The organism is Janibacter sp. CoH_79_TC_3 (assembly GCF_058197955.1).
Genome location: NZ_JBXWIV010000003.1, coordinates 84268 through 104629, shown reverse-complemented (window position 1 = coordinate 104629; position 20362 = coordinate 84268). Strand labels below are relative to the sequence as shown.

General features: G+C 42.0%; 14 protein-coding genes. 6 read left to right on the top strand and 8 right to left on the bottom strand.

All coding sequences use genetic code 11. The features are described from left to right. Nucleotides 1-52 precede the first annotated feature (52 nt). From AC2FA3_RS04500 to AC2FA3_RS04490, 3 genes are all read right to left on the bottom strand, one after another. A complete protein-coding gene (locus AC2FA3_RS04500) occupies nucleotides 53-499 on the bottom strand; it encodes a hypothetical protein (RefSeq protein ID WP_490508515.1) in 447 nt (148 codons plus the stop codon). 148 nt (nucleotides 500-647) lie between these two features. Continuing rightward, nucleotides 648-1148, bottom strand: coding sequence for a chorismate--pyruvate lyase family protein (locus tag AC2FA3_RS04495; RefSeq protein ID WP_490508514.1), 501 nt, complete (start codon nucleotides 1146-1148; stop codon nucleotides 648-650). Between the two features lie 77 nt (nucleotides 1149-1225). Next, nucleotides 1226-2602, bottom strand: a complete 1377-nt coding sequence (locus AC2FA3_RS04490; protein ID WP_490508513.1) for a GNAT family N-acetyltransferase — start codon at nucleotides 2600-2602, stop codon at nucleotides 1226-1228. Nucleotides 2603-3491: 889 nt separating this feature from the next. On the opposite strand from AC2FA3_RS04490, the gene AC2FA3_RS04485 reads away from it, so the two are divergent. After that, the gene (locus AC2FA3_RS04485) at nucleotides 3492-5711 is read left to right on the top strand and encodes an NADP-dependent isocitrate dehydrogenase (protein ID WP_490508512.1); all 2220 of its coding nucleotides are present in this window, start codon (nucleotides 3492-3494) and stop codon (nucleotides 5709-5711) included. A 196-nt stretch (nucleotides 5712-5907) separates the two neighbouring features. Here AC2FA3_RS04485 and AC2FA3_RS04480 read toward each other — a convergent pair whose 3' ends face one another. Next, a complete protein-coding gene (locus AC2FA3_RS04480; RefSeq protein WP_490508511.1) occupies nucleotides 5908-6222 on the bottom strand; it encodes an isocitrate/isopropylmalate family dehydrogenase in 315 nt (104 codons plus the stop codon). A gap of 320 nt (nucleotides 6223-6542) precedes the next feature. On the opposite strand from AC2FA3_RS04480, the gene AC2FA3_RS04475 reads away from it, so the two are divergent. The 3 genes from AC2FA3_RS04475 (at nucleotide 6543) to AC2FA3_RS04465 (ending at nucleotide 8705) form a co-directional block, all read left to right on the top strand. Then, on the top strand, nucleotides 6543-7169 hold the full coding sequence (locus AC2FA3_RS04475) for a pseudouridine synthase (protein WP_490508510.1): 627 nt from the start codon (nucleotides 6543-6545) through the stop codon (nucleotides 7167-7169). A 245-nt stretch (nucleotides 7170-7414) separates the two neighbouring features. Beyond that, nucleotides 7415-8206 (top strand): CopM family metallochaperone, encoded by a 792-nt coding sequence (gene copM, locus AC2FA3_RS04470; RefSeq protein ID WP_490508509.1) that lies wholly within the window; start codon nucleotides 7415-7417, stop codon nucleotides 8204-8206. A gap of 133 nt (nucleotides 8207-8339) precedes the next feature. After that, nucleotides 8340-8705 (top strand): glutathione S-transferase N-terminal domain-containing protein, encoded by a 366-nt coding sequence (locus AC2FA3_RS04465; protein WP_490508508.1) that lies wholly within the window; start codon nucleotides 8340-8342, stop codon nucleotides 8703-8705. A 161-nt stretch (nucleotides 8706-8866) separates the two neighbouring features. Here the strand turns inward: AC2FA3_RS04465 and AC2FA3_RS04460 are convergent, their stop codons facing one another. Then, a complete protein-coding gene (locus AC2FA3_RS04460; RefSeq protein WP_490508507.1) occupies nucleotides 8867-10771 on the bottom strand; it encodes a M61 family metallopeptidase in 1905 nt (634 codons plus the stop codon). Nucleotides 10772-11123: 352 nt separating this feature from the next. Here AC2FA3_RS04460 and AC2FA3_RS04455 point away from each other — a divergent pair, with 352 nt between their 5' ends. Next, the gene (locus AC2FA3_RS04455; protein WP_149490575.1) at nucleotides 11124-11609 is read left to right on the top strand and encodes an FKBP-type peptidyl-prolyl cis-trans isomerase; all 486 of its coding nucleotides are present in this window, start codon (nucleotides 11124-11126) and stop codon (nucleotides 11607-11609) included. Nucleotides 11610-12139: 530 nt separating this feature from the next. Here the strand turns inward: AC2FA3_RS04455 and AC2FA3_RS04450 are convergent. Continuing rightward, complete coding sequence (locus AC2FA3_RS04450) at nucleotides 12140-14350, bottom strand: carboxy terminal-processing peptidase (protein ID WP_490508506.1); 2211 nt, start codon at nucleotides 14348-14350, stop codon at nucleotides 12140-12142. 652 nt (nucleotides 14351-15002) lie between these two features. Between AC2FA3_RS04450 and nagZ the strand changes: the two genes are divergently transcribed. Beyond that, entirely contained in the window at nucleotides 15003-16073 is a 1071-nt protein-coding gene (nagZ, locus tag AC2FA3_RS04445) for a beta-N-acetylhexosaminidase (RefSeq protein ID WP_490508505.1), read from the top strand. A gap of 126 nt (nucleotides 16074-16199) precedes the next feature. On the opposite strand, the gene AC2FA3_RS04440 is transcribed toward nagZ, so the two are convergent. Together AC2FA3_RS04440 and AC2FA3_RS04435 are read right to left on the bottom strand one after the other, a co-directional pair. After that, nucleotides 16200-17879 (bottom strand): OmpA family protein, encoded by a 1680-nt coding sequence (locus AC2FA3_RS04440; protein WP_490508503.1) that lies wholly within the window; start codon nucleotides 17877-17879, stop codon nucleotides 16200-16202. Nucleotides 17880-18442: 563 nt separating this feature from the next. Further along, complete coding sequence (locus AC2FA3_RS04435; protein ID WP_490508502.1) at nucleotides 18443-20083, bottom strand: hypothetical protein; 1641 nt, start codon at nucleotides 20081-20083, stop codon at nucleotides 18443-18445. Between the last annotated feature and the right edge of the window lie 279 nt (nucleotides 20084-20362).

Below are 20362 nucleotides of genomic sequence, written 5' to 3'. Positions count from 1 at the left end.
ACTGTTTTTTTGATATATAGTCGTTGTCTACTAACAGCTCTAAGCGTCTGTTTTAGTATTGTATACTAACCAATGGTTTTGATACCCAGCCTTCACCTTTATCACTTTGTACAAGGTAATAGCCATTTTTTTCTGTACCCATGTAAATCATAACATCTTGCTGAGACAGTATCGCAACGGGACTTGAGTCTTTGTTTGATTGCGAATGTAGCTTGGTATTTTGTAGTTTGCCAGATAATACCGAACCAGAAACCAATTTACCCGAATTGTTTTGGTAAGACTGTTCAGTGAAACCCACTTCTTCACCTAAGCTTGATACAGCTTGTTTACTACCTCTGATGGTATCTGCCGTACGTCCAATTGAGCTGATGGTATTTTGGACATCATAGATACTATCCAAAAATCCAGCATTGGCATTAAAAGAAAAACCCATAATCAGTGTGGCAGCCGTCAAAACCATGACAGACTTTGATAAAAAAGCAGTGACTAATGATGTCATTAGAATTTCCCGATGTTAAGATAAGTATAATTATGTTACCAAATTGTATTTATAGCATAATTATAAATAACCGAACAACTGTTATTTTAACGTTAATGTCTAAGCTGTTGTTTTTAGCGAACTTTTAATTTCTTAAGTATTATAAACATTAAGAATTATCGGATAAAAATGCCGCTAAAAAAGTCTCACTAATCAGTAGCTTGCGACCGTACCAATCATACAACGTCTGCCGTTGCCAACCATATTCCGTATGTTCGATAAAACGTTGATTAGGCAAGGTGCGACTGCGCTTAAATAACACGTAGCCAATCGGTGTGCTTTTTAACTGCTGCAAACGGCGGGCGCGCCCCTTTAAACTTGCTAAGGGAAAAATACTTTGTGCTTGCACCCATGGCTTTACATCATTGCCATATAACTGCGCTTCGCGTACCCACGCTAGTAATGGACGGTTTAGAGGTGTACCTTGCAGACCTAACTGCTTTTTTTGTGCCAAAGATAATAACCGATAACCCTCAAAGCTACGCTCGACGCGTAACGGTTGCCCTGCTTTCACCTCAAGCATGGCAGTGAGCGAACCTTCAGTATTGAGAAAATCTAATAGCTCAATGGGAGCAGATAGCGGGTTAGAACAAGAAAGATTAGGGGTCATAGTTTACGGCTGATAGGAAGTTATTAAATGGAAAATTGCTAAGCAGGAAGTGATAAATCAAATATTAATCAGTGCTATCAAACATTAGTACTATCAAACATCGGCATATTATCAATATTAAAAGGCAAGGCTTCAAATGCCTGCTCTCGATACTGCGCCATATGAATGCGATCTTTGGCACAAAAATCGCTAATCGCTGGAACAAAACGCGCATCATAAATACGGTGCAATGAGTGGGTTTTGGTCGGAATAAAACCACGAATTAATTTGTGCTCACCTTGGGTGCCAGGGTCAAAATACGTCAAACCTTGTTCGATAGCGAACTCAATACCTTGATAATAACACAGCTCAAAGTGCAGGCTATCATACTCACCAAGCGCGCCCCAATAACGACCGTAAAGCGTTGCGTTTTTACTCTCTGGCTTATCGTATAAAAACAAACTGCTGGCGATAATCTCACCATTCGCATCAAGCGCTTGCGCCAGCATCAAATGCTCAGGCATGCTAGCAGCCAATTTCTTGAAAAAATCTAACGTTAAATAAGGCTGCTGCCCCCGTACGGCGTATGTCATCACATAACAATGATAAAACGTTTTCCAATCTTCTGCAGTGATAGCATCACCGTATTTGCGCTGGCATATAATACCTTGCTCGGCAACTTTACGCCGCTCAGCACGAATGGTCTTGCGTTTTTTGGCTCTGAGCGTCGATAAGAACGCCTCAAAGTCAGTAAAGGGTTGACTATCTTTGCTCAGATGTTTATTTTGCCATAAAAACTGGCAGCCTTGGCGCTCTAATATCGGTAATTCAATCGGTTCTGCCGCACCGCCATTTGCTTGACTGTTAAGCGCCTTTTCTATATCGATATCGGTCGGCAGCACTGTATTGGCGATAGCAGCCATTTCGGGCGTGACAAACAAGCCATGCCAGCCCGATGCTTCTACTTGTTGAGCAATATCATCGACTCCTGCGATAGCGGCTTTTAAAATATCCGCATTCAGCATCTCACCCTCTGCCAACCACATACGTTGACCGGTAACGGGTGTATAAGGCGCGCTGGTAACCAAACGCGGATAATAATCGAGACCATACTGCGCATAGGCTTGTGCCCACGCATGGTCAAAGACGAACTCACCTTGATGATGACCTTTGATAAACACTGGCATGACCGCAATAGGCTGCCCTATTTTTTCTGAAGATAACACTTGCTCAGTTGCCTTGTTATTAATAGGAATATCAGCATGATTATGCCTATCGCTATCTACACCAACGTTCCTATCGTTTGGGCGATGGATTAAGACATAAATGGGCAACCAGCCTGCTTTTTCACCGATTGCCCCAGTATCACTAAGCGCCTGCCAAAACTCAAACGACATAAAAGGCGTATCTGGCGTCTGCCATTTGGTCAAATGCTGCCAACTGCTATCGCTGAGTAACGCATATTGTAAATTCATAATTGCCACGCTATCACCATACTGGTTTTTAGATTGTTTTTCTTTAACGTTTAGCCTATCAAATAATCACAGCTTTACTGTCATAATTTGCAAAAACTTATGAATTTCTCATATCAGTAAAATAAAATATCTTTAGCTAAACAGTTTAAAAAGGGAACATAAAAAAACCATCGACAATGATATCGACAGAGGTGTAGAGAACTTAACTGACTCGTTTCTGAAGCGTTATTCTATTTTTATAGTTTAGATTTAGATTAAGGCCTAGGTTAGGCTCTGGAATACGGTGAACGCTAGAGAAATAGCTATGTTAAAGAGCGACTTTTAAAGAAAGGAATTGCTTTTGAGAGAATTAATACTTTAACAAGCTCTGTATTTGAGAAATACGCCTATGAGTGTAGAAAATAGTATTAAAAGCATGCAAATTGTCTGCAAAGGATGATATCGAGGCTGATGACTGGTAGAATAAGGTTATTACTAGCTTAATATAATTCAGATACATAGGATATGAGCGAAAATAGTATACTTAGTTCAATGTACAAGATTGACATCATATCGAATTTATAGTGGATCGACTATAATATGGCGTCAGTCATACATTCTCAGACCATTTTAGTCTGAGAGCTTTGAAGTAAATGGTCAAGATGACCTTTAATAAAATACATGCTTGCTACAGCGACTTTTTAAGAAAGGCCAACCTAAGAAAGGTCAGTCACTGCTTATGAAAGATTTTTCTAGCAATCTTGACACTCTAGAATGGCAATAAATGACGACACTTGATGTATTTGAACTAGACCCGTAGCCCATTATTGTATGAAGGCTGTATAGAGCTGTTAAATGATATTTCAGCTTTATTGACCTCATTAATGACAACAAGGAATACTCTACTAACATGTCAAAAATTATTTATACAAAAACTGACGAAGCCCCAGCGCTTGCAACCTTATCATTCTTGCCTATTGTAAAAGCCTTTACCCAAACGGCAGGCATCGAAGTTGAAACCAGTGATATCTCGGTTGCCGCGCGTGTGTTGGCTGAATTTCCAGAATATTTAACGGAAGAGCAGCGCGTTCCTAATAACTTAGCTGCGCTTGGTGAATTGACCCAAGATCCAAACGCCAATATCATCAAATTGCCAAATATCAGTGCCTCTGTGGGGCAATTAAAAGCGGCAATTAAAGAGATACAAAGCAAAGGCTACGCGATTCCTAACTTTCCAGATGAGCCACAAACGGAAGAAGAAGAAGAAATCCGTCGCCGCTATGGTAAAAGCCTAGGCAGCTCTGTAAACCCTGTCATACGTGAAGGTAACTCAGACCGCCGTGCGCCAAAAGCGGTTAAAAACTACGCCCGTAAGCACCCGCATTCTATGGGCGAATGGAAGCAATGGTCACAGACGCACGTATCACACATGCACAGTGGCGACTTCTATGACGGCGAGCAATCGATTACCTTAGATAAAGCCCGCACCGTACGTATGGAGCGCGTGGCTGAAGACGGTACGGTTAATGTCTTCAAATCAGGTATCGCTTTGCTCGATAAAGAAGTCATCGACTTAATGTTTATGAGCAAAAAAGCGCTGCTTGAATTTTATGAGCGTGAAATGGAAGATTGCCGTGAAGCCGGTATCTTATTTTCACTACACGTAAAAGCCACTATGATGAAGGTCTCGCATCCTATCGTCTTTGGACACGCGGTTAAAACCTATTATAAAGATGCCTTTAATAAACATGGTGCATTATTTGACGAGTTAGGTATCAACGTCAATAACGGCATGGCAAGTTTATATGAAAAAATTGCTGAATTGCCAGCCAGCTTACGTGAAGAGATTGAGCGTGATTTACATGCTTGCCAAGTGCATCGTCCTCGTCTAGCGATGGTTGATTCATCAAAAGGCATCACCAACTTTCATTCACCAAGTGATGTGATTGTCGATGCTTCTATGCCTGCTATGATTCGTAACGGCGGTAAAATGTGGGGTGCTGATGGCAAACTATATGACTGTAAAGCAGTCATGCCTGAATCTACCTTTGCGCGTATTTACCAAGAAATGATTAATTTCTGTAAATGGCATGGCAACTTTGACCCAACTACTATGGGTACCGTACCTAACGTTGGCTTGATGGCGCAAAAAGCAGAAGAATATGGCTCACATGATAAAACCTTCGAAGCAAGTGATTCGGGCATAGCTCGTATCGTTGACGAAGAAACCAATGAAGTATTGCTTGAGCAACGTGTTGAGAAAGGTGATATCTGGCGCATGTGTCAAGTCAAAGACGAGCCAATCCAAGATTGGGTCAAGCTTGCGGTACGCCGCGCTCGCGAATCAGATACGCCGGTTATCTTCTGGCTCGACCCTTACCGTCCACATGAAAACGAGCTGATCAAAAAAGTACAAATGTACTTAAAAGATTATGACACCGACGGTCTACATATTGAAATCATGTCACAGGTTCGTGCGATGCGTTATACCTTGGAGCGCGTTGCTCGTGGTCTAGATACCATTTCTGCCACCGGTAATATTTTGCGCGATTATCTGACTGACTTGTTCCCAATTTTAGAATTAGGTACCAGTGCTAAAATGTTGTCAGTTGTGCCACTAATGAAAGGCGGCGGTTTGTTTGAAACAGGCGCAGGTGGTTCAGCACCGAAACACGTGCAACAGCTGCTTGAAGAAAATCATCTACGTTGGGATTCTCTCGGTGAGTTCTTAGCCTTGACCGAATCTTTAGAGCATTTAGCCAAAAATGACAACAATGCCAAAGCAAAAATCTTGGCAGATACGCTTGATAGAGCTACTGAAACGCTGCTATTAAATGACAAATCACCTTCACGTAAAACGGGTGAGCTTGATAACCGAGGTAGCCATTTTTATCTAGCAAAATATTGGGCAGAAGAGTTGGCCGCTCAAGACAAAGATAGCGAGCTAAAAGCACAGTTTGCACCACTGGCGCAAAAGCTTGAAAGCAATGAAGCCGCTATCATTGAGCAGCTCAATGCAGTTCAAGGTAAAGCCATGGATCTAAAAGGTTATTACTTAGCAGATGAAGAGCTAGCTGAGAAAGCCATGCGTCCAAGTCCTTTATTTAACGAAGCCATTGCTTCTTTATAATACGTGCTTCATTGTAATTAGCAAGCTTTGCTAAAATCCTAATCAATAAAACGCCCCAAAGGTCTTAGGCTTTTGGGGTATTTTTTATGGCTAAATAACTGAACAACCATAAAAAAGCCATCTACATTAAGTAGATGGCTTTTAAAAATATAACTTGGTAAAACTTAGCTAACCATTCGCGTAACCTCCTGAATTATTAAGCATCCATATGTTTAGTAATGACTTTACCAAACTCAGAGCTGCTGAGCAAAATAGCATCTGGCATCAAGCGTTCAAAGTCATAAGTCACGGTTTTATTTTTAATCGCTCCTTTAATACCATCGATCACAAGGTCGGCAGCTTCTGTCCAACCCATATCGCGGAGCATCATTTCAGCAGATAGAATCAATGACCCCGGATTGACTTTGTCTTGACCGGCATATTTAGGCGCTGTACCGTGAGTTGCCTCATAAACGGCGATTGAACCGCCTTTATTGGCACCCGGTGCGATACCGCTATCTGAGCGGGACATATTCAGCAGAACATAGCTAGGCCGACATGCTTGGCGAGGTGATGTATAATAATATTAAAATTAATATTGGAAGATATTGTTACTTGTATGATTAAAGGTTTATTTAACCTTTATATGAAATAACGGCAGCGCTGATAATTTTTGTTTAGTATGAGCCATTTTTATTTATCAATATTGTAAATACCACAATCTTAGTATAGTTATTGATGATTATAAAAATCGACTTATAACACGTTTGGTTTTTTAGCAAACACTCACCGTTTTAATATTGCTTATATTTATCCTATATCCAGTTTTTTATCTTTTGGAAACGCTATTTTATGTCGACCTCTACCCTGATTTTATTCAACAAGCCTTACGGAGTACAAAGTCAATTTCGTGATGACAGCAACAATGACCACAGTACCCTATCAGAGTACTTCACCGATAAATCTCTTCGCATCGCTGGTCGACTTGATGCCACCTCAGAAGGCTTGCTGATTTTGACCAGTGATGGACGGGTTAATAAAGCCATTACCCAGCCACCTTCTGCTAAGAATTTTGCGCAAAATAAGCAAAAACAAGGTAAAACCTATTTGGTACAAGTCGAAGGTCTAGTAAGCGCTGATCAATTAAAGCAATTGGCTGTTGGGGTTAATTTAAAAGATGGTAAAACTTTACCGGCAACAGCGTTACTGGTCGACGAAGCAGATTTACCGATTGACTTATGGCAACGCAATCCGCCTATTCGTGAGCGTAAAAACGTGCCAACCTCATGGCTTATGCTGACCATCTATGAAGGCAAAAACCGTCAAGTCAGGCGTATGACTGCGCATGTGGGCTTGCCTTGCTTGCGTCTTATTCGTTGGTCAGTCGCTGGATTTGAGCTTGGTTCGCTTGGCGTTGGTGAATTTGTGCGTATTCATTTAAGTAATGAGCATTGTAAGAAGTTAGGCATTATCGATTAGGTCACTAATTTCGTAAACTATCCATTTTAATTCCATTAAAGGACTTATGAATTGGCTTTGCTATTATGTTCGTTAAACATATTACGACTTGTTAAACATAGCGTCTCGAACGAGTAAGGTTTATCTGTTAAGCTGCAAAACCATGTTATCTTTGGGCGATTTCTATATTTAATTTAGCGGATATCGTGTGCAGCTTTCTTATTTTTTGTATGGTTTGTTAAATTTATTGATAGTAAGGATATATCATGATCGCTTCTCATCGTTTTACCTTGTTTGCCACTAGTATCTCTGCTGCATTTCTGCTAAGCGCTTGTCAGCCAGCAACAGAAGATAATGAGGTAATACCGGTAGAAGAGACGACATTAACCACCTCTGAGCCGTCTGAAGCTGCTGACGATATGGACGCACATGCTGGCCATGATATGACTGAGACTGACGATGTAGTAGATGATACAAAAATGACAGATATGCTAAAAGACTATACGAAGTCGATGACCAGTATGCATAATGAGATGATGGTTGGTATGGGTTATAACGATCCCGATACTGCCTTTGCCAAAGGGATGCTTGGTCATCATCGCGGCGCGGTAGATATGGCAAAGATTGAGCTAAAATATGGCACTGATGAGACCATGCGCAAGCTTGCCCAAGACATCATCGACTCTCAGCAAGTTGAAATAGATATTATGAATAAATGGCTGGCCAGCCACCCTGATGCGCCCAAACCTAAACCCAATACTGAGGCCATGCAAGAGGCCTATGCTAAAGGGATGAATGCCATGCACAGCGACATGATGTTAGGCATTGCAGAGCCTGAGGCTGATATGGCATTTGCGCGCGGTATGCTGCCGCATCATATTGGCGCGGTCGATATGGCAAAAGTACAGCTCAAATATGGTACTGATGAAGAAATGCGTAAATTGGCACAAGATATTATCAATGCCCAAGAGCCTGAAATCGAAATAATGCAAGATTGGATTGGCAGAACATCATTTGATGGCAAAGAGACTAATAATCTAACTGATAGCGCTCAGTAGATGCTAGATAGACAACTTTCAAGAATAAGCTAACTTATTATAAATTTTTGATTTACAGATATTATCGCTTAACTGAATACTCAAACCAGGAAGTGGTATCATCTCTCACACGATATAATCTATAGAGGTCTGTATGTTAGTTAATCTTATAAGAGAAGGTTTAGGACGGATCATTGCTGCTGTGAATGTATTAACTCAAGGTAAGCCAATGGCACGCGGTCAGGAACAGCAAGCGCAAGTGATAGCTGCCTGTAAAAATTTATCGCTATATCAATTTTATGCCTGTCCTTTTTGTATAAAAGTACGACGTAAAATGCATCAATTAAATTTACCTATCGAATGTCGAGATATCAAAAAAAATCTAGAATTTCGCAGTGAGCTCGCTGAGAATGGTGGGCGCGTCAAAGTACCTTGTTTACGTATTGAGGAAAATGGCGACGTTCAGTGGATGTATGAATCGAATGATATTATCGCTTATTTACAGCAACGCTTTGGCTAATATCTCTGATAAGTGGATAAGTGAAAGGCACTATCGGCTCGGGTTAGTAGGAACGTAACCCGAGCATTTATTTATCAGATTATTTATCATATCAAGTCAGGTACATTCTTTACTAGCCCTACCCACTATTACTATGCATGGATTTAAAAAGTTTTATCTCTTTAAGACTTAACAAAGTCAGGTGTTAACCATTGATTAAATCCTAAATTTTCCAGCTTTAGATTCACCTTATGCGGACTGGCTGTGCCTACTTTATCTTGTTGGCTATCTCTTATTTCACTTGCCACATTCGCTGCTACGCTGACACACATCAACTCGTCACGACGGAATAAATGACAGTCAGTCTCAGATTGCGCCATTGATACAGCAGCCAGTTGCTTACTATCAGCTCTGATACCATCAAGAGCAATGATGACATCATGAGCAGATATGCCTGCTTTAGCAGCAGCGCTTGCACGCCTTACCTGATTCACTTTAAGTCCAGCTGGCGTTTCCGTACATCGCATGCCCCACGGTAGAGATTTATCAGCCGTTTCTTTAGTGTTGCTATGCACTGTAATACCGTTTGCCGCAAGCAGCGCTGCTATCGGTAACTCTTCAACGCCATTGACATAACGCCGCTCAAAATCTTGCCAATCCGCTAACGGTATAAACTGCGCGATTACCGTTCCAATATCGGCACTATTGATACCAATACGCTGATTGTCATTTTGCTTCGCCTGCTCATAAAAAGCTTTGACCACATCAAACAGACGATAACGATCATCGCTTTTTGCCAGTAAGGTTAAATCCAAACATAACGCCACCAAAGCGCCTTTATTGTAATAACTGATACCAGCATTACCCGTATTTTCATCATTACGGTACAGCTTAATCCATGCATCAAAACTCGACTCGGCAACGCTTTGATGCGCGCGCCCAGGGGTTTGATAATAGCGATTGATTTGCTCAGTTAGTAATTTAAGATAACTTGCCTTATCAATCACGCCTGAAGCTTGCAACATAAAATCATCGATATAAGAAGTAAAACCTTCAAACACCCATAACAATGGTGTAAAGGCTTCGCGGCGTAAATCCACATCTAGCATTACATCTGGACGCACCGTTTTCACCCACCACGCATGGAAGTATTCATGGCTGCATAAGCCCAAAAAGCGTTGATAATCGGCGCTTGGCACTTTTGGCTCATCAACACTGGGTAAATCGCGACGCGGGGTAATCAAACTGGTCGAATTGATATGCTCAAGACCACCGTAATCCTGACCACTGGCAAAGGTCATAAAAGTGTAATCATCAAATGGCGCATCGCCAAGCCAATCTAAATAAGTTTGACATATTTGAGTGATGTCTTGCTGCAAGCGTCCCATATTGGCACTATGCTTACCTGCTAGATAGAAATGGTGGCTAGTCGTCTGCTGATTATCATCTTGAATAATGAAATCAAAGGTATCTTGTTCCGCAATCTCAAACGGATAGTCGATAAGCTCGTGATAACTGTCTGCTTGTAGAGTATATATTCGCAACTTAGCACTCTGTGATGGTGTTGCCTCAAGTCCGCATGCCAAGCGCACACGGCTATCGTCTTTGTCGGCCAAAAATGCCGCTGGCACGATTAAATCAACTTCTATTGCTTTTTGCTCTTGTTCCTCAATCGCTAAGGCAAGCGAGGTAAAATTGCCATAAAGACGTTGCTGATCAACATAAGCGGTACGCACAGATAAATCATAACAATACACTTCATAGCTGACGTCTACTACCTGCCCCACTTTAGCATGTGGCAGTTGCCAAGTGTTTTTATCGGTCTTTATTGCGCGGTACACCTCCGACCGTTCATCATCCATTATTCGATAATGTACCGCGGTGATATTACGTGCAAATTCACGCATTAAGTAGCTACCCGGTATCCATGCTGGCAACCACAAACTTGGCGCGTCAGTATCGGCGGTAAAGGTAAGCGATACGTCGACCAAATGCTCTAAAAAGCGCGCAAAGTCGAATTGGTAAAAGATATTGGCAGTTTGCTGGTTCAAAGTATTAACTGCTAAAGCTTGAGAAGATGCATTCATGATCGTTATTTATCCTTATGTTTGTCACTATTTTTATTGTTATGGTCGTCTCTATGGTAGGAGTCATTATGCAAAAACGCAACTGGCAAACCTTAAACCACTGACGTTAAAGCGAGCAAAAATCAGAAAAATCATATTTATTTACATTAATTAGCCAATTAAGTGGCATTTTTTATGTTTTTAACCTTGAAACCGATAGCAGGCATCGCAATTAAAGATGCTAACTGCTAAAGTTACCCTAATAAACTGATGATAATTGACTAATGACGTGGCTATTTGGCTGGCTGATTGGCTTTTTTAGGTTTATTCCAACCGTATTTAAATTTTAATATCGACATATTTAGGATAATTTATGACTACTATCGCAAAAGACACTGCCGTCAAGTTCAACTACACCCTAAAAGACGACGAAGGCAATATCCTTGACCAGTCTCCAGAAGGTCAACCGCTTGCTTACTTACATGGCCATAGCAACATCATCCCAGGTCTTGAGCAACAACTAGAAGGCAAATCTGCTGGCGAAAGAGTCAATGCCGTTGTAGAACCTGCTGATGGTTACGGCGAATATCAAGAACAAGCGGTACAACATGTACCACGTGAAAACTTCCAAGGCGTTGAAGATATCCAGCCTGGTATGCAATTTCAGTCAGAAGCGGGCGGTCAAGTTATGCTGGTTACTGTTACTGATGTAAACGACAAAGAAGTGACTGTTGATGCAAACCATCCATTGGCTGGTAAGCGTTTGACGTTTGATGTTGAAATTCAAGAAGTACGCGCAGCAACTGAAGACGAATTAAACCATGGCCATATCCATGGCGCTGGTGGCGTTGAGCACTAATCTCTTTTTGAGTTTAGCGTAGCATTATTAGCATGGTTAACATAATTAGACGAATACTTATTTATTAACGCTAGTATTCTCGTTTAATTAGAAAAGGTCAGTAGAGCAATCTACTGACCTTTTTTTCACACTAATTTTAATAAAAATTCTTTCGCATAAGTCGCTTTCTGAAAAATTACTCTTATAAGCATTATAGAGATTACAGACGTAACAAAGCCGCATAACGACAAGCATTATGCGGCTTTTATCACTAACCATCCATGTTAACGTTATTAGATACTTAATCCCGGAGCATCTTATAACTTTCAGGCTTCCAGCCTTATCATCCCTAATCAGCAAACCATCTATCCCTGATGCGACCTTTAAGATACCAATCCCTAGTACCTATGAACCTTTTCGTTCAATCGTGCCGTACAGTTATAATCGCAGATTGACGTGAGGTTAGTAAGAGGTCAAAACGTCAATACGTGTAAGCATATGCTTACACGTATTTTTATAGCTAATAGGCAGCGCTAAAAAGGTGCGATTCTTTATAGCTTTTCTTCTGGACTAACCTGCACCTTTGCATCAGCGCTAAGCATGATATAAGCAGCCTCTTTAATGAACGCTTCATCCTCAGGTAGCTCAGGACGCTCACTTTCTTTCATCTGACTACGCTCTTCAAATTTTGCATCCATTGCCGCTTGATAAGTATTCCAGTTGGCATAAGGACGCTCACCTGTTGCGATAAGGCGTTTATTTTCAGCTTCCAATGAACGCTTTTCTATCAGTTGCATTTTGGCACGGCGGCTATTGATATCGAGAGGAATCGGTTTTTTCTCATCTTCCATATTACGAATATCATTTAGCGTTGATAGATAAGCAAAATGCGGATTTTGCTGCTGACGGATTTTTGATTGCTGATTTAACGTTGCCAACGTATTGGCAGAAAATTTACCTTCAGGCTTATAAGGGGCTGTTCTGATAGTATCCCAAGGTAAGGCTTTTTTCTGGGCGCGCTCGCCAAAGGTCGCATCATCATAGATATTGACCAATTCAATATCAGGAACCACGCCTTTGTTTTGCGTACTGCCGCCTGTGATGCGGTAGAACTTACGCTGCGTTAGCGTCGCTGTACCTAAAGCCAAGCTATCAAGCTGAATCTGCGCCGAGCCTTTACCCGTCGTTGTACTACCGACAACCAGACCACGACCATAATCTTGAATCGCTGCAGCAAAAATCTCACTAGCAGAGGCGGACGCTAGATTGGTAATAACGACGACTTTGCCATCATAAAGCTGCTCGCCGCCATCGTCGTCGCGGTAGACTTGAATATTGCCGCGATTGTCGCGAATCTGCACCAATGGACCGCTTTTGATAAAGAAGCCAAGCATCTTGGCAACCTCATCGAGCGAGCCGCCTGGGTTATTACGCAAATCAACCACCAGACCGTCAATATTTTCTTTATTCAACGCTTTGAGGGCTTTTTCGGTATCATCACTGACGCTACGGTACTCTTCGCCATTGCGGCGGGCGCGATAGTTGAGATAAAAGCTTGGTATCTCAAGTACACCGATACGTTTTGGGGTTTTGTCGATATTAGGGCGCTGTACTTCGACGACGCGTTTCTTCACGCCCGACTCTTCTTGCTGAATAATATCGCGAACCACGGTTACATTACGGGCGCTCGCATCAGGGGTATTCGGTTGACGTACTTTGATAGTCACCGACGTGCCACGTTTACCGCGAATTAGACCAACAATTTCACGCGTTGACCAACCAACCACATCGATCATGGTTTCACCGTCTTTGGCAATACCGACAATCAAATCATTGGGTTTAATCTGACCAGATTTAGCCGCTGGACCACCGTCTACCAAGGTGACAATGCGAGTATAATCAGGGTTTTTACGGTCAGGGCGAATAGAAACCCCAATCCCTTCTAACTGCAGACTCGATTGAATTTGCAGCTCGTTGGCTTGAATCGGCGCATAATAATTACTGTGCGGATCATAAGTCAACATCGCCGTATTTAAGATAGTCTCCATGATTTCATCGTCTTTCAGACGCGAAAGCTGCTCTTGCTGGCGTGATAAACGATTCACCAAAATCTCACTCGGCGTGCGCTCATCGTTACGTACTAAGTCTTGCCCGCGCGTGATATCAGGATTAGTTAAAAATATTTTTTCTTTCGCCTTCTCATCTTCTTGACCCAAGGTAATACTCATCAGCTGAAACTTAAGCTGACGCTTCCAATAGTCGCGCTGCTCTTTTTTAGTTTTAAAGTGGCTGAGCTTTTCGCGGTCAAGCACAATGCTATCTTTACTGGTTAAATCAAGATCTGTCTTTAGCAGCTTTTTTGTCAAGGCAAAGTATTCGTTAGAGCGTGTACGATAGCGCTCAAACACTTCTACGCCCGCAGATAAGTCGCCGCGTTTTAGGCGCGCACCAAACTCATCGGCATATTTTTTCTTAAATTCATCGACATCAGATTGTAAAAACAAGGTATGGTTTGGATCGAGGCTATCGATATACATGGATAGAATCTCGCTACCCGTTGCGGTATCAAGTGGCTGATTGAGATAATGACTACGATCTAGCAATGCCGCTACCTGACGGGTAGTGACCTGTTGCTCAGGCGTGGCCTTAAAGCCTGCAGTATTGCTATCAGCCATTGCGGTGCCATAGCTTTGGGTAAGAATAAGACCAGCGATACCCACTGACGCTGCACTGAGTAACCACTGTGCTGGTTGTTTTTTCATCATATATACCTAATTATTTTAAGTGAAAAGTATGCTTCATAGTCCATTCTATATACCTCGGATACAAGAAAAGGCGCGCAGCTTATCCTACTATTTGTAGGAATTTCACTCGCCTTTTTTTATCCAAATTACCCTAAAATGACTATAATTTTTATTCCTATTAAAAGTTATCTAATAAACGGCTATCCATAAAATCCGGCTGTTTTTTACTCTGTTATATTTACCACTAAACCATGCGATACGCTAGCATTAAAAGCGCGTAAACACATGATAGTTATTTTAGTTTTATCGTTAAAAAATCAATCAATACTAGCATGGCTATAAATACGTCACTGTCTCAAACTGTATAAACAATCTTACCCGCAGCGTCGTTATCTCCTACTTACTAACATCCACAGCTCCTATCAACCACATTCGTTGCTCTAACTTAATAAATAATTAATTCATCAAAATATATCTTTTAAATCAATTCAGCCGCGACATTATGCTCATCTTATAATAACTGTCATAATATAACCAATATGGCACTAAACAGCGATAGCAAATAATGACCATAAATAATGTGCGTTATTGCTCAATGCTGTTTAAGCTTAAGCGATAATATAACCCTAAACGATAATATAACCATATCTAGCCTAATAAGGATTACGCAATGTACGGCGTCTTAATGATTGATATCGATAGTACCGCACTGACTGCTGAAGATGTCAGTTTAATCAAACAAGCACAAGTAGGCGGGGTGATATTATTTGCCCGTAATGTAGCAGACGCGGCGCAAGTGCGCTCCTTGTGTGACGATATACGCTATCACAATGCTCATATCTTGATTGGCGTTGATCAAGAAGGCGGGCGCGTTGCTAGATTACGTCACGGTTTTACGCCATTGCCGGCGATGGGCAGACTTGGTAAGTTATTTAATGAAGACCCTAACCACGCCCTGAGCCTTGCTTACGATTGTGGCTATTTGATGGCGGCAGAGGTATTGGCAGTTGGTATTGATTTAAGCTTTGCGCCGGTGCTCGATAGAGATGGTATCAGCCAAGTTATCGGCGACCGTAGCTTTCATCAGGAGCCACAATCGATTATTGCCTTGGCAAGCCAGTTTATGCGCGGGATGAAAAACGCCGGTATGGCAACCACCGGTAAGCACTTCCCCGGTCATGGTGCCATCGCGCCTGACTCGCATGTGGCAGAAGCCATCGATACGCGTAGCTTAGATGAGATTATGAATAGCGATATGCAGCCGTTTGCACAGACGTTACCTTGGCTTGATGCCTTAATGCCGGCGCATGTGATTTTCTCACAAGTCGATAATAAACCCGCAGGATTTTCAAAAATTTGGCTCAAAGACATCATTCGTCAGCAGCTTAATTTTGATGGGGTTTTATTCTCTGATGATTTATCGATGGCCGGCGCGCAAGCAGCAGGCGATGTCAGCGCCCGCGTCAGAACAGCGATTGAAGCAGGCTGCGATATTGCCTTGGTCTGTAATGATCGCGTTGCTGCTCACGAAGCGGCCAAAGCGGCACAAGAGCTGCCCTATCCTGACCAAAAACGTATCAAGACCATGTGTGGGCAGATACCTGTTTGGCAAGGGGATCTTGAATCGACATGCCAGCAGTTTGATTATTGGCAACAAGCAAAAGACAATATATTGCAGACTTTCTTCCCTAGTCAACCAGAAGCGCAAACTGAGTTAAAAGACCCTACTAATTATAAATAATCTTTGTTAACCGCTAAAGGCGCAATCAATAAAATATTTAGGCAAAATAAAAACCGCACCTTATTAAGATGCGGTTTTTTTATATTAATAGGTCATGTAAGCTTATAAATAATTGATAATTGATAATTAATTATTTGCCTTTGGGTCTAGAGCAGTACCACGGCTTGGATCATCTGAATCTGGTAATAAATCATCATTATTGCGATCTAGCGGATTCAAGTCTGGATTTGGCATAGTGGTATTAACACCGCGATCATCAGCATCAGGCATTAGATCATCATTGTCGCTATCTAAAGGATTTAAATCTGGGTCAAGCGCACTTTTGCTAATGACCATACCATCGTTTGCATTGGCTGTTTCATCATAGACGACAAATTCAATACGGCGGTTGCGGAAACGACCTTGATCAGTGGCGTTATCAGCAATTGGATCGGTCTCACCCATACCTTTTATCATCAGCTTACTTGGATCAGCACCTTGCGCGACTAAGTAATCCTTCATCGCTTGCGCACGCTCTTGTGATAATTTCATGTTATAAGCAGCATCAGCAGTTTTATCAGTATGACCAATAATCATCAGCTTCATATTTGGTACTTGTTGCATAATTTTAACGGTATTGTTCAGCAATGGCTTGTTAACTTCTGGAATTACCGCTTTATCTACTTCAAAATTGACTACTTGTAGGCTTAGCGCACGAGCTACATCGCGAGGATCAGGATCTTGACCAAGATTATCCATCGCAGCTTGAGACGCTGTTAAGCTATTGTCAATCTCGCTCTGCTCATTTAGCGGACCTTCTGCTTTTACCGTCATAGCTGGTGCAGCCGCTTGTAAATCGGCAACCATTTTATCTAATGCCGCAGCATCAGGAGCATTCACGGTAATAGTATCGCCTTTAATTAACATACTGGCGTTTGGCACGTTTTTAACGATAGGGAGAATAGAAGCGAGCTGAGCGGCTGCAGGCATATCAATTGAGAAGTTATCATCGACGTCTGCACGGCAATTATTGGCTTCATCACCAAATGTGGCGGTCAAAGCGTCCATAACATTGCTCTGTAACGTCTCATTACCAACGTTCATACGGCAAGCGTATAGTTCACTGTTTTCACCAGTAGCGATACGCAATGATGCAGGTTCAATATCAGCGGCAACTACTGCTTGCCCGTCATTGGCTGCTTGCTGCTCAGTAGCAACTGGCGCACCGACTGGCTCAGGGTTGTCTTGGCAGCCTCTTAGCAGCGCCCAAGCCAATGCACCCAAGATAATAAGACCAATAATCGGTAGCAGCGCTTTCATAAAGCTGCCTTTTTCTTCCTCTTCACGGCGGATAGGGTCAGTGCTGACCGTATCAGATAGACGAGCACCAGCAGGTGCTCCAGCAATCATACCGGCAGGCAGAACCGTACTTGCCCATATAGGAATATGATGCTGGTAACTGGCAAGATTGTCATTTAGAAACTGTGGTACCGGCGTTGTGCCTGCCAAGCTTTTTATTTCATGATAGGCCAACGGCGCCGCCATCGCAATAAGACCACGAGCAGCGGTGGCATCGACGTTATGCTTGCCAGCAAGCTCACGAGCAATTTGATCGCGGTGCGCACCGTCAGTCCATACGCGGTCATAAAATCCTTGATCGTCACGGGCGATATTTTCATTAGCAAAACGATTATAAGTGTCGTTATCCGCTAGGCGCGCGGCAAAAATAGCATAAAATTGTTCAAGTAAATTTTTCTTCGCGGGATTGCGGTCATCTCCTAATACTGCAGGGCTCACCGTCCGCGTTAAGTGACTGATAATATCCATAGTGTCATTCCTCAATTAATCGTTATTTTTAGTAGCTTGCTATATATAAGAGTAGCTTGTTATATAAAATAAATTCTCAAAATTTGGCGTGTTGATATCGAATTGTCGGTATTGAATTGATAGATACTGAACTAATAAGCGCTTAATGACTGACAGCTAATTATTTATAATTAATAAGAAACCATAGCAATCAATGTCTAATAATACATAAGCCACCTGTATTCAACTTTTGTTATTATAAAAGTATTAAGGATGCATTCACAATCAATAGGCTGTTGTGCAATTGCTACGTTAAGTAATGTTTCAGTTGTTACACGTAACTGCGATGCCTTTAAAGTACAAATTACTAACATATAAATTATCAAAGAATCGCTACTCCATAAGCTAAACAGCCATTCTCAATAAGCATTTAGCATGGCTGATCTTTGCCTCTACTATATTTACTTAGCTATAAGCAGAAAAAAGGAGGACAGTTAATTATTGCTACTGCCCTCCTTTTAGCTATTTACTTTGAGTTCATTACTTCCTATACATCTCTTATTGTAGTCTTATTCTAACTTTAATTATCTTCTGACTTGGGCAGGCTCGGCCACGATAACACTGCTTGCCATATCATCAACTTCTGATTCTGAGAAAGGTCCAGGCGGCCTGGTTGATGCTGGACGTTCGTTATTGACAGGCGCGTTATTCATAGGAACGTTATTCATGGCAGCGTTATTGCTAGGTTGGTCATACATAGGCGGATTATTAAAATCATTATTGCGCGCCGGTGCAGGCATCACGCTATCGCCTGTATCATCGTCCATAGCTTGATAATCATTATTGCCGTTAACATTGTTATTAGCATTGTAGTTATTAACATCGTACTGATTGTTTACGCCATTCATATCAGCAGCTCCCATACCGTCATTATTAGGTAATGGCAGCGGCGCGGTACTATCAACCATCATCGTAGGTACTAAAGCACGAATATCTGTAGCCAGTTGCTGCAGCTGCATGCTATCTGGCGCTTCCAAAATCATACGGTCATTTTGTAGCTGCAAACGAGCAAATGGGGTGGCTCTTAATAAGGTAAAAATATTGGGTAGTACCTCGATAGGCATATTGGCAATATTATTAGCAAAGCCTTCTTGCACTGTAAACTGACACATCCCCGCCTGCTCACCAAAGCTACTATTAAGCGCTTGTTGCAGCGTATCTTGAAGTGCAGCATCACCGACAGAGGCAGTGCAGGTATAAAGACTGCCGCTATTATCTACGCCAACGATAAGCTCAACCGGCGTTAAGGTTTGCGCTGGCGGCTCAGCGATAGGCGCTATGACAGCAGGCGCAGTCACAACTGGCTCTACAGGCGTTACATTATTAGGCTTAATTAACAATGCCCATACCAACCCAATCGCTGTAATTGCCGCCAATAATAAAAATACTCGTATTAATAAATCATTGCGTTGGTTACGGGTCCGTATTTTCTCACGCTTAAGACTGCCGTTTTCTGCTAAGTGGTGCTCAGCAGGATTGGCATGAATAGCGCTCGTATCTAGACTGTTATCAAAACTTTCATTAGTAAGTTCTGCTGCCTCGTTTGGTTCTGTTATCACGTTCTCATAAGGAATTACCACACTGGCTGCATACTTATTTAATGAAACAGGGGCGGCTGCTATATCTGCTACCGCGCTTTGAGCATTAAACAGCTCATCCTCATCATGTTGCGCCGCGGTAATCAATGGAGCCGACCATATTGGCAGATAATGACGAAATGACGGTTGTTGGCTTTGCAAAAATGCCGGTAAAAACTGTCCGTTTGCCATTACTTTAAGCTCGCGATAAGCCAAAGGTGCTGCATTCATAATAAGCTTTGTGGTTATCACCTCATCAATATGATGGGTCACTGCAAGCTCTTGGATAATGGTTTGGCGCGAGTTTGGTGCTTGCCATAATTGCTCAAATAACGGTGTCTCTATTATATTTTCATTAGCAATCGGCTCATCATCGCGCAATAATTGCGAGTAAATTTGGGGTAACGCCAAACGCGCCGCCAACATGGCATAAAACTGTTCTAATAAGCTAACATGAGACACACTTCCGTTATCAACTTGACCAGTATTGTCGTCATTAACGTAGACGCCGCTAATATGGCCCTCATTACTATAACCACCCAACACCGCTGAGGTCACTGTTTGTTCTAATTGGTCGATGATATTCATAAGTTGTTGCCTTTGTCGGCGTTGATTTAGGATATGTAGCAGCGATTTCTTTTTTTGACTTCAGTTTTATACGCTTTAGACTATAGCACGGTTATGAAACTGCGCGTTTAACTGGCCAGCCGTTAACAAGTAATAGGGGCATATAAATTGCCTGCTATTTATATAACGCTTGATTGTTATTTAAATGGTCATAAATCCAAATAAACATCGCCTAATATTTGCTTGTTTTTTGGTGAATTTTTATTCTGTCGTTAAACTTTACGGTCAGTATACGAAGCA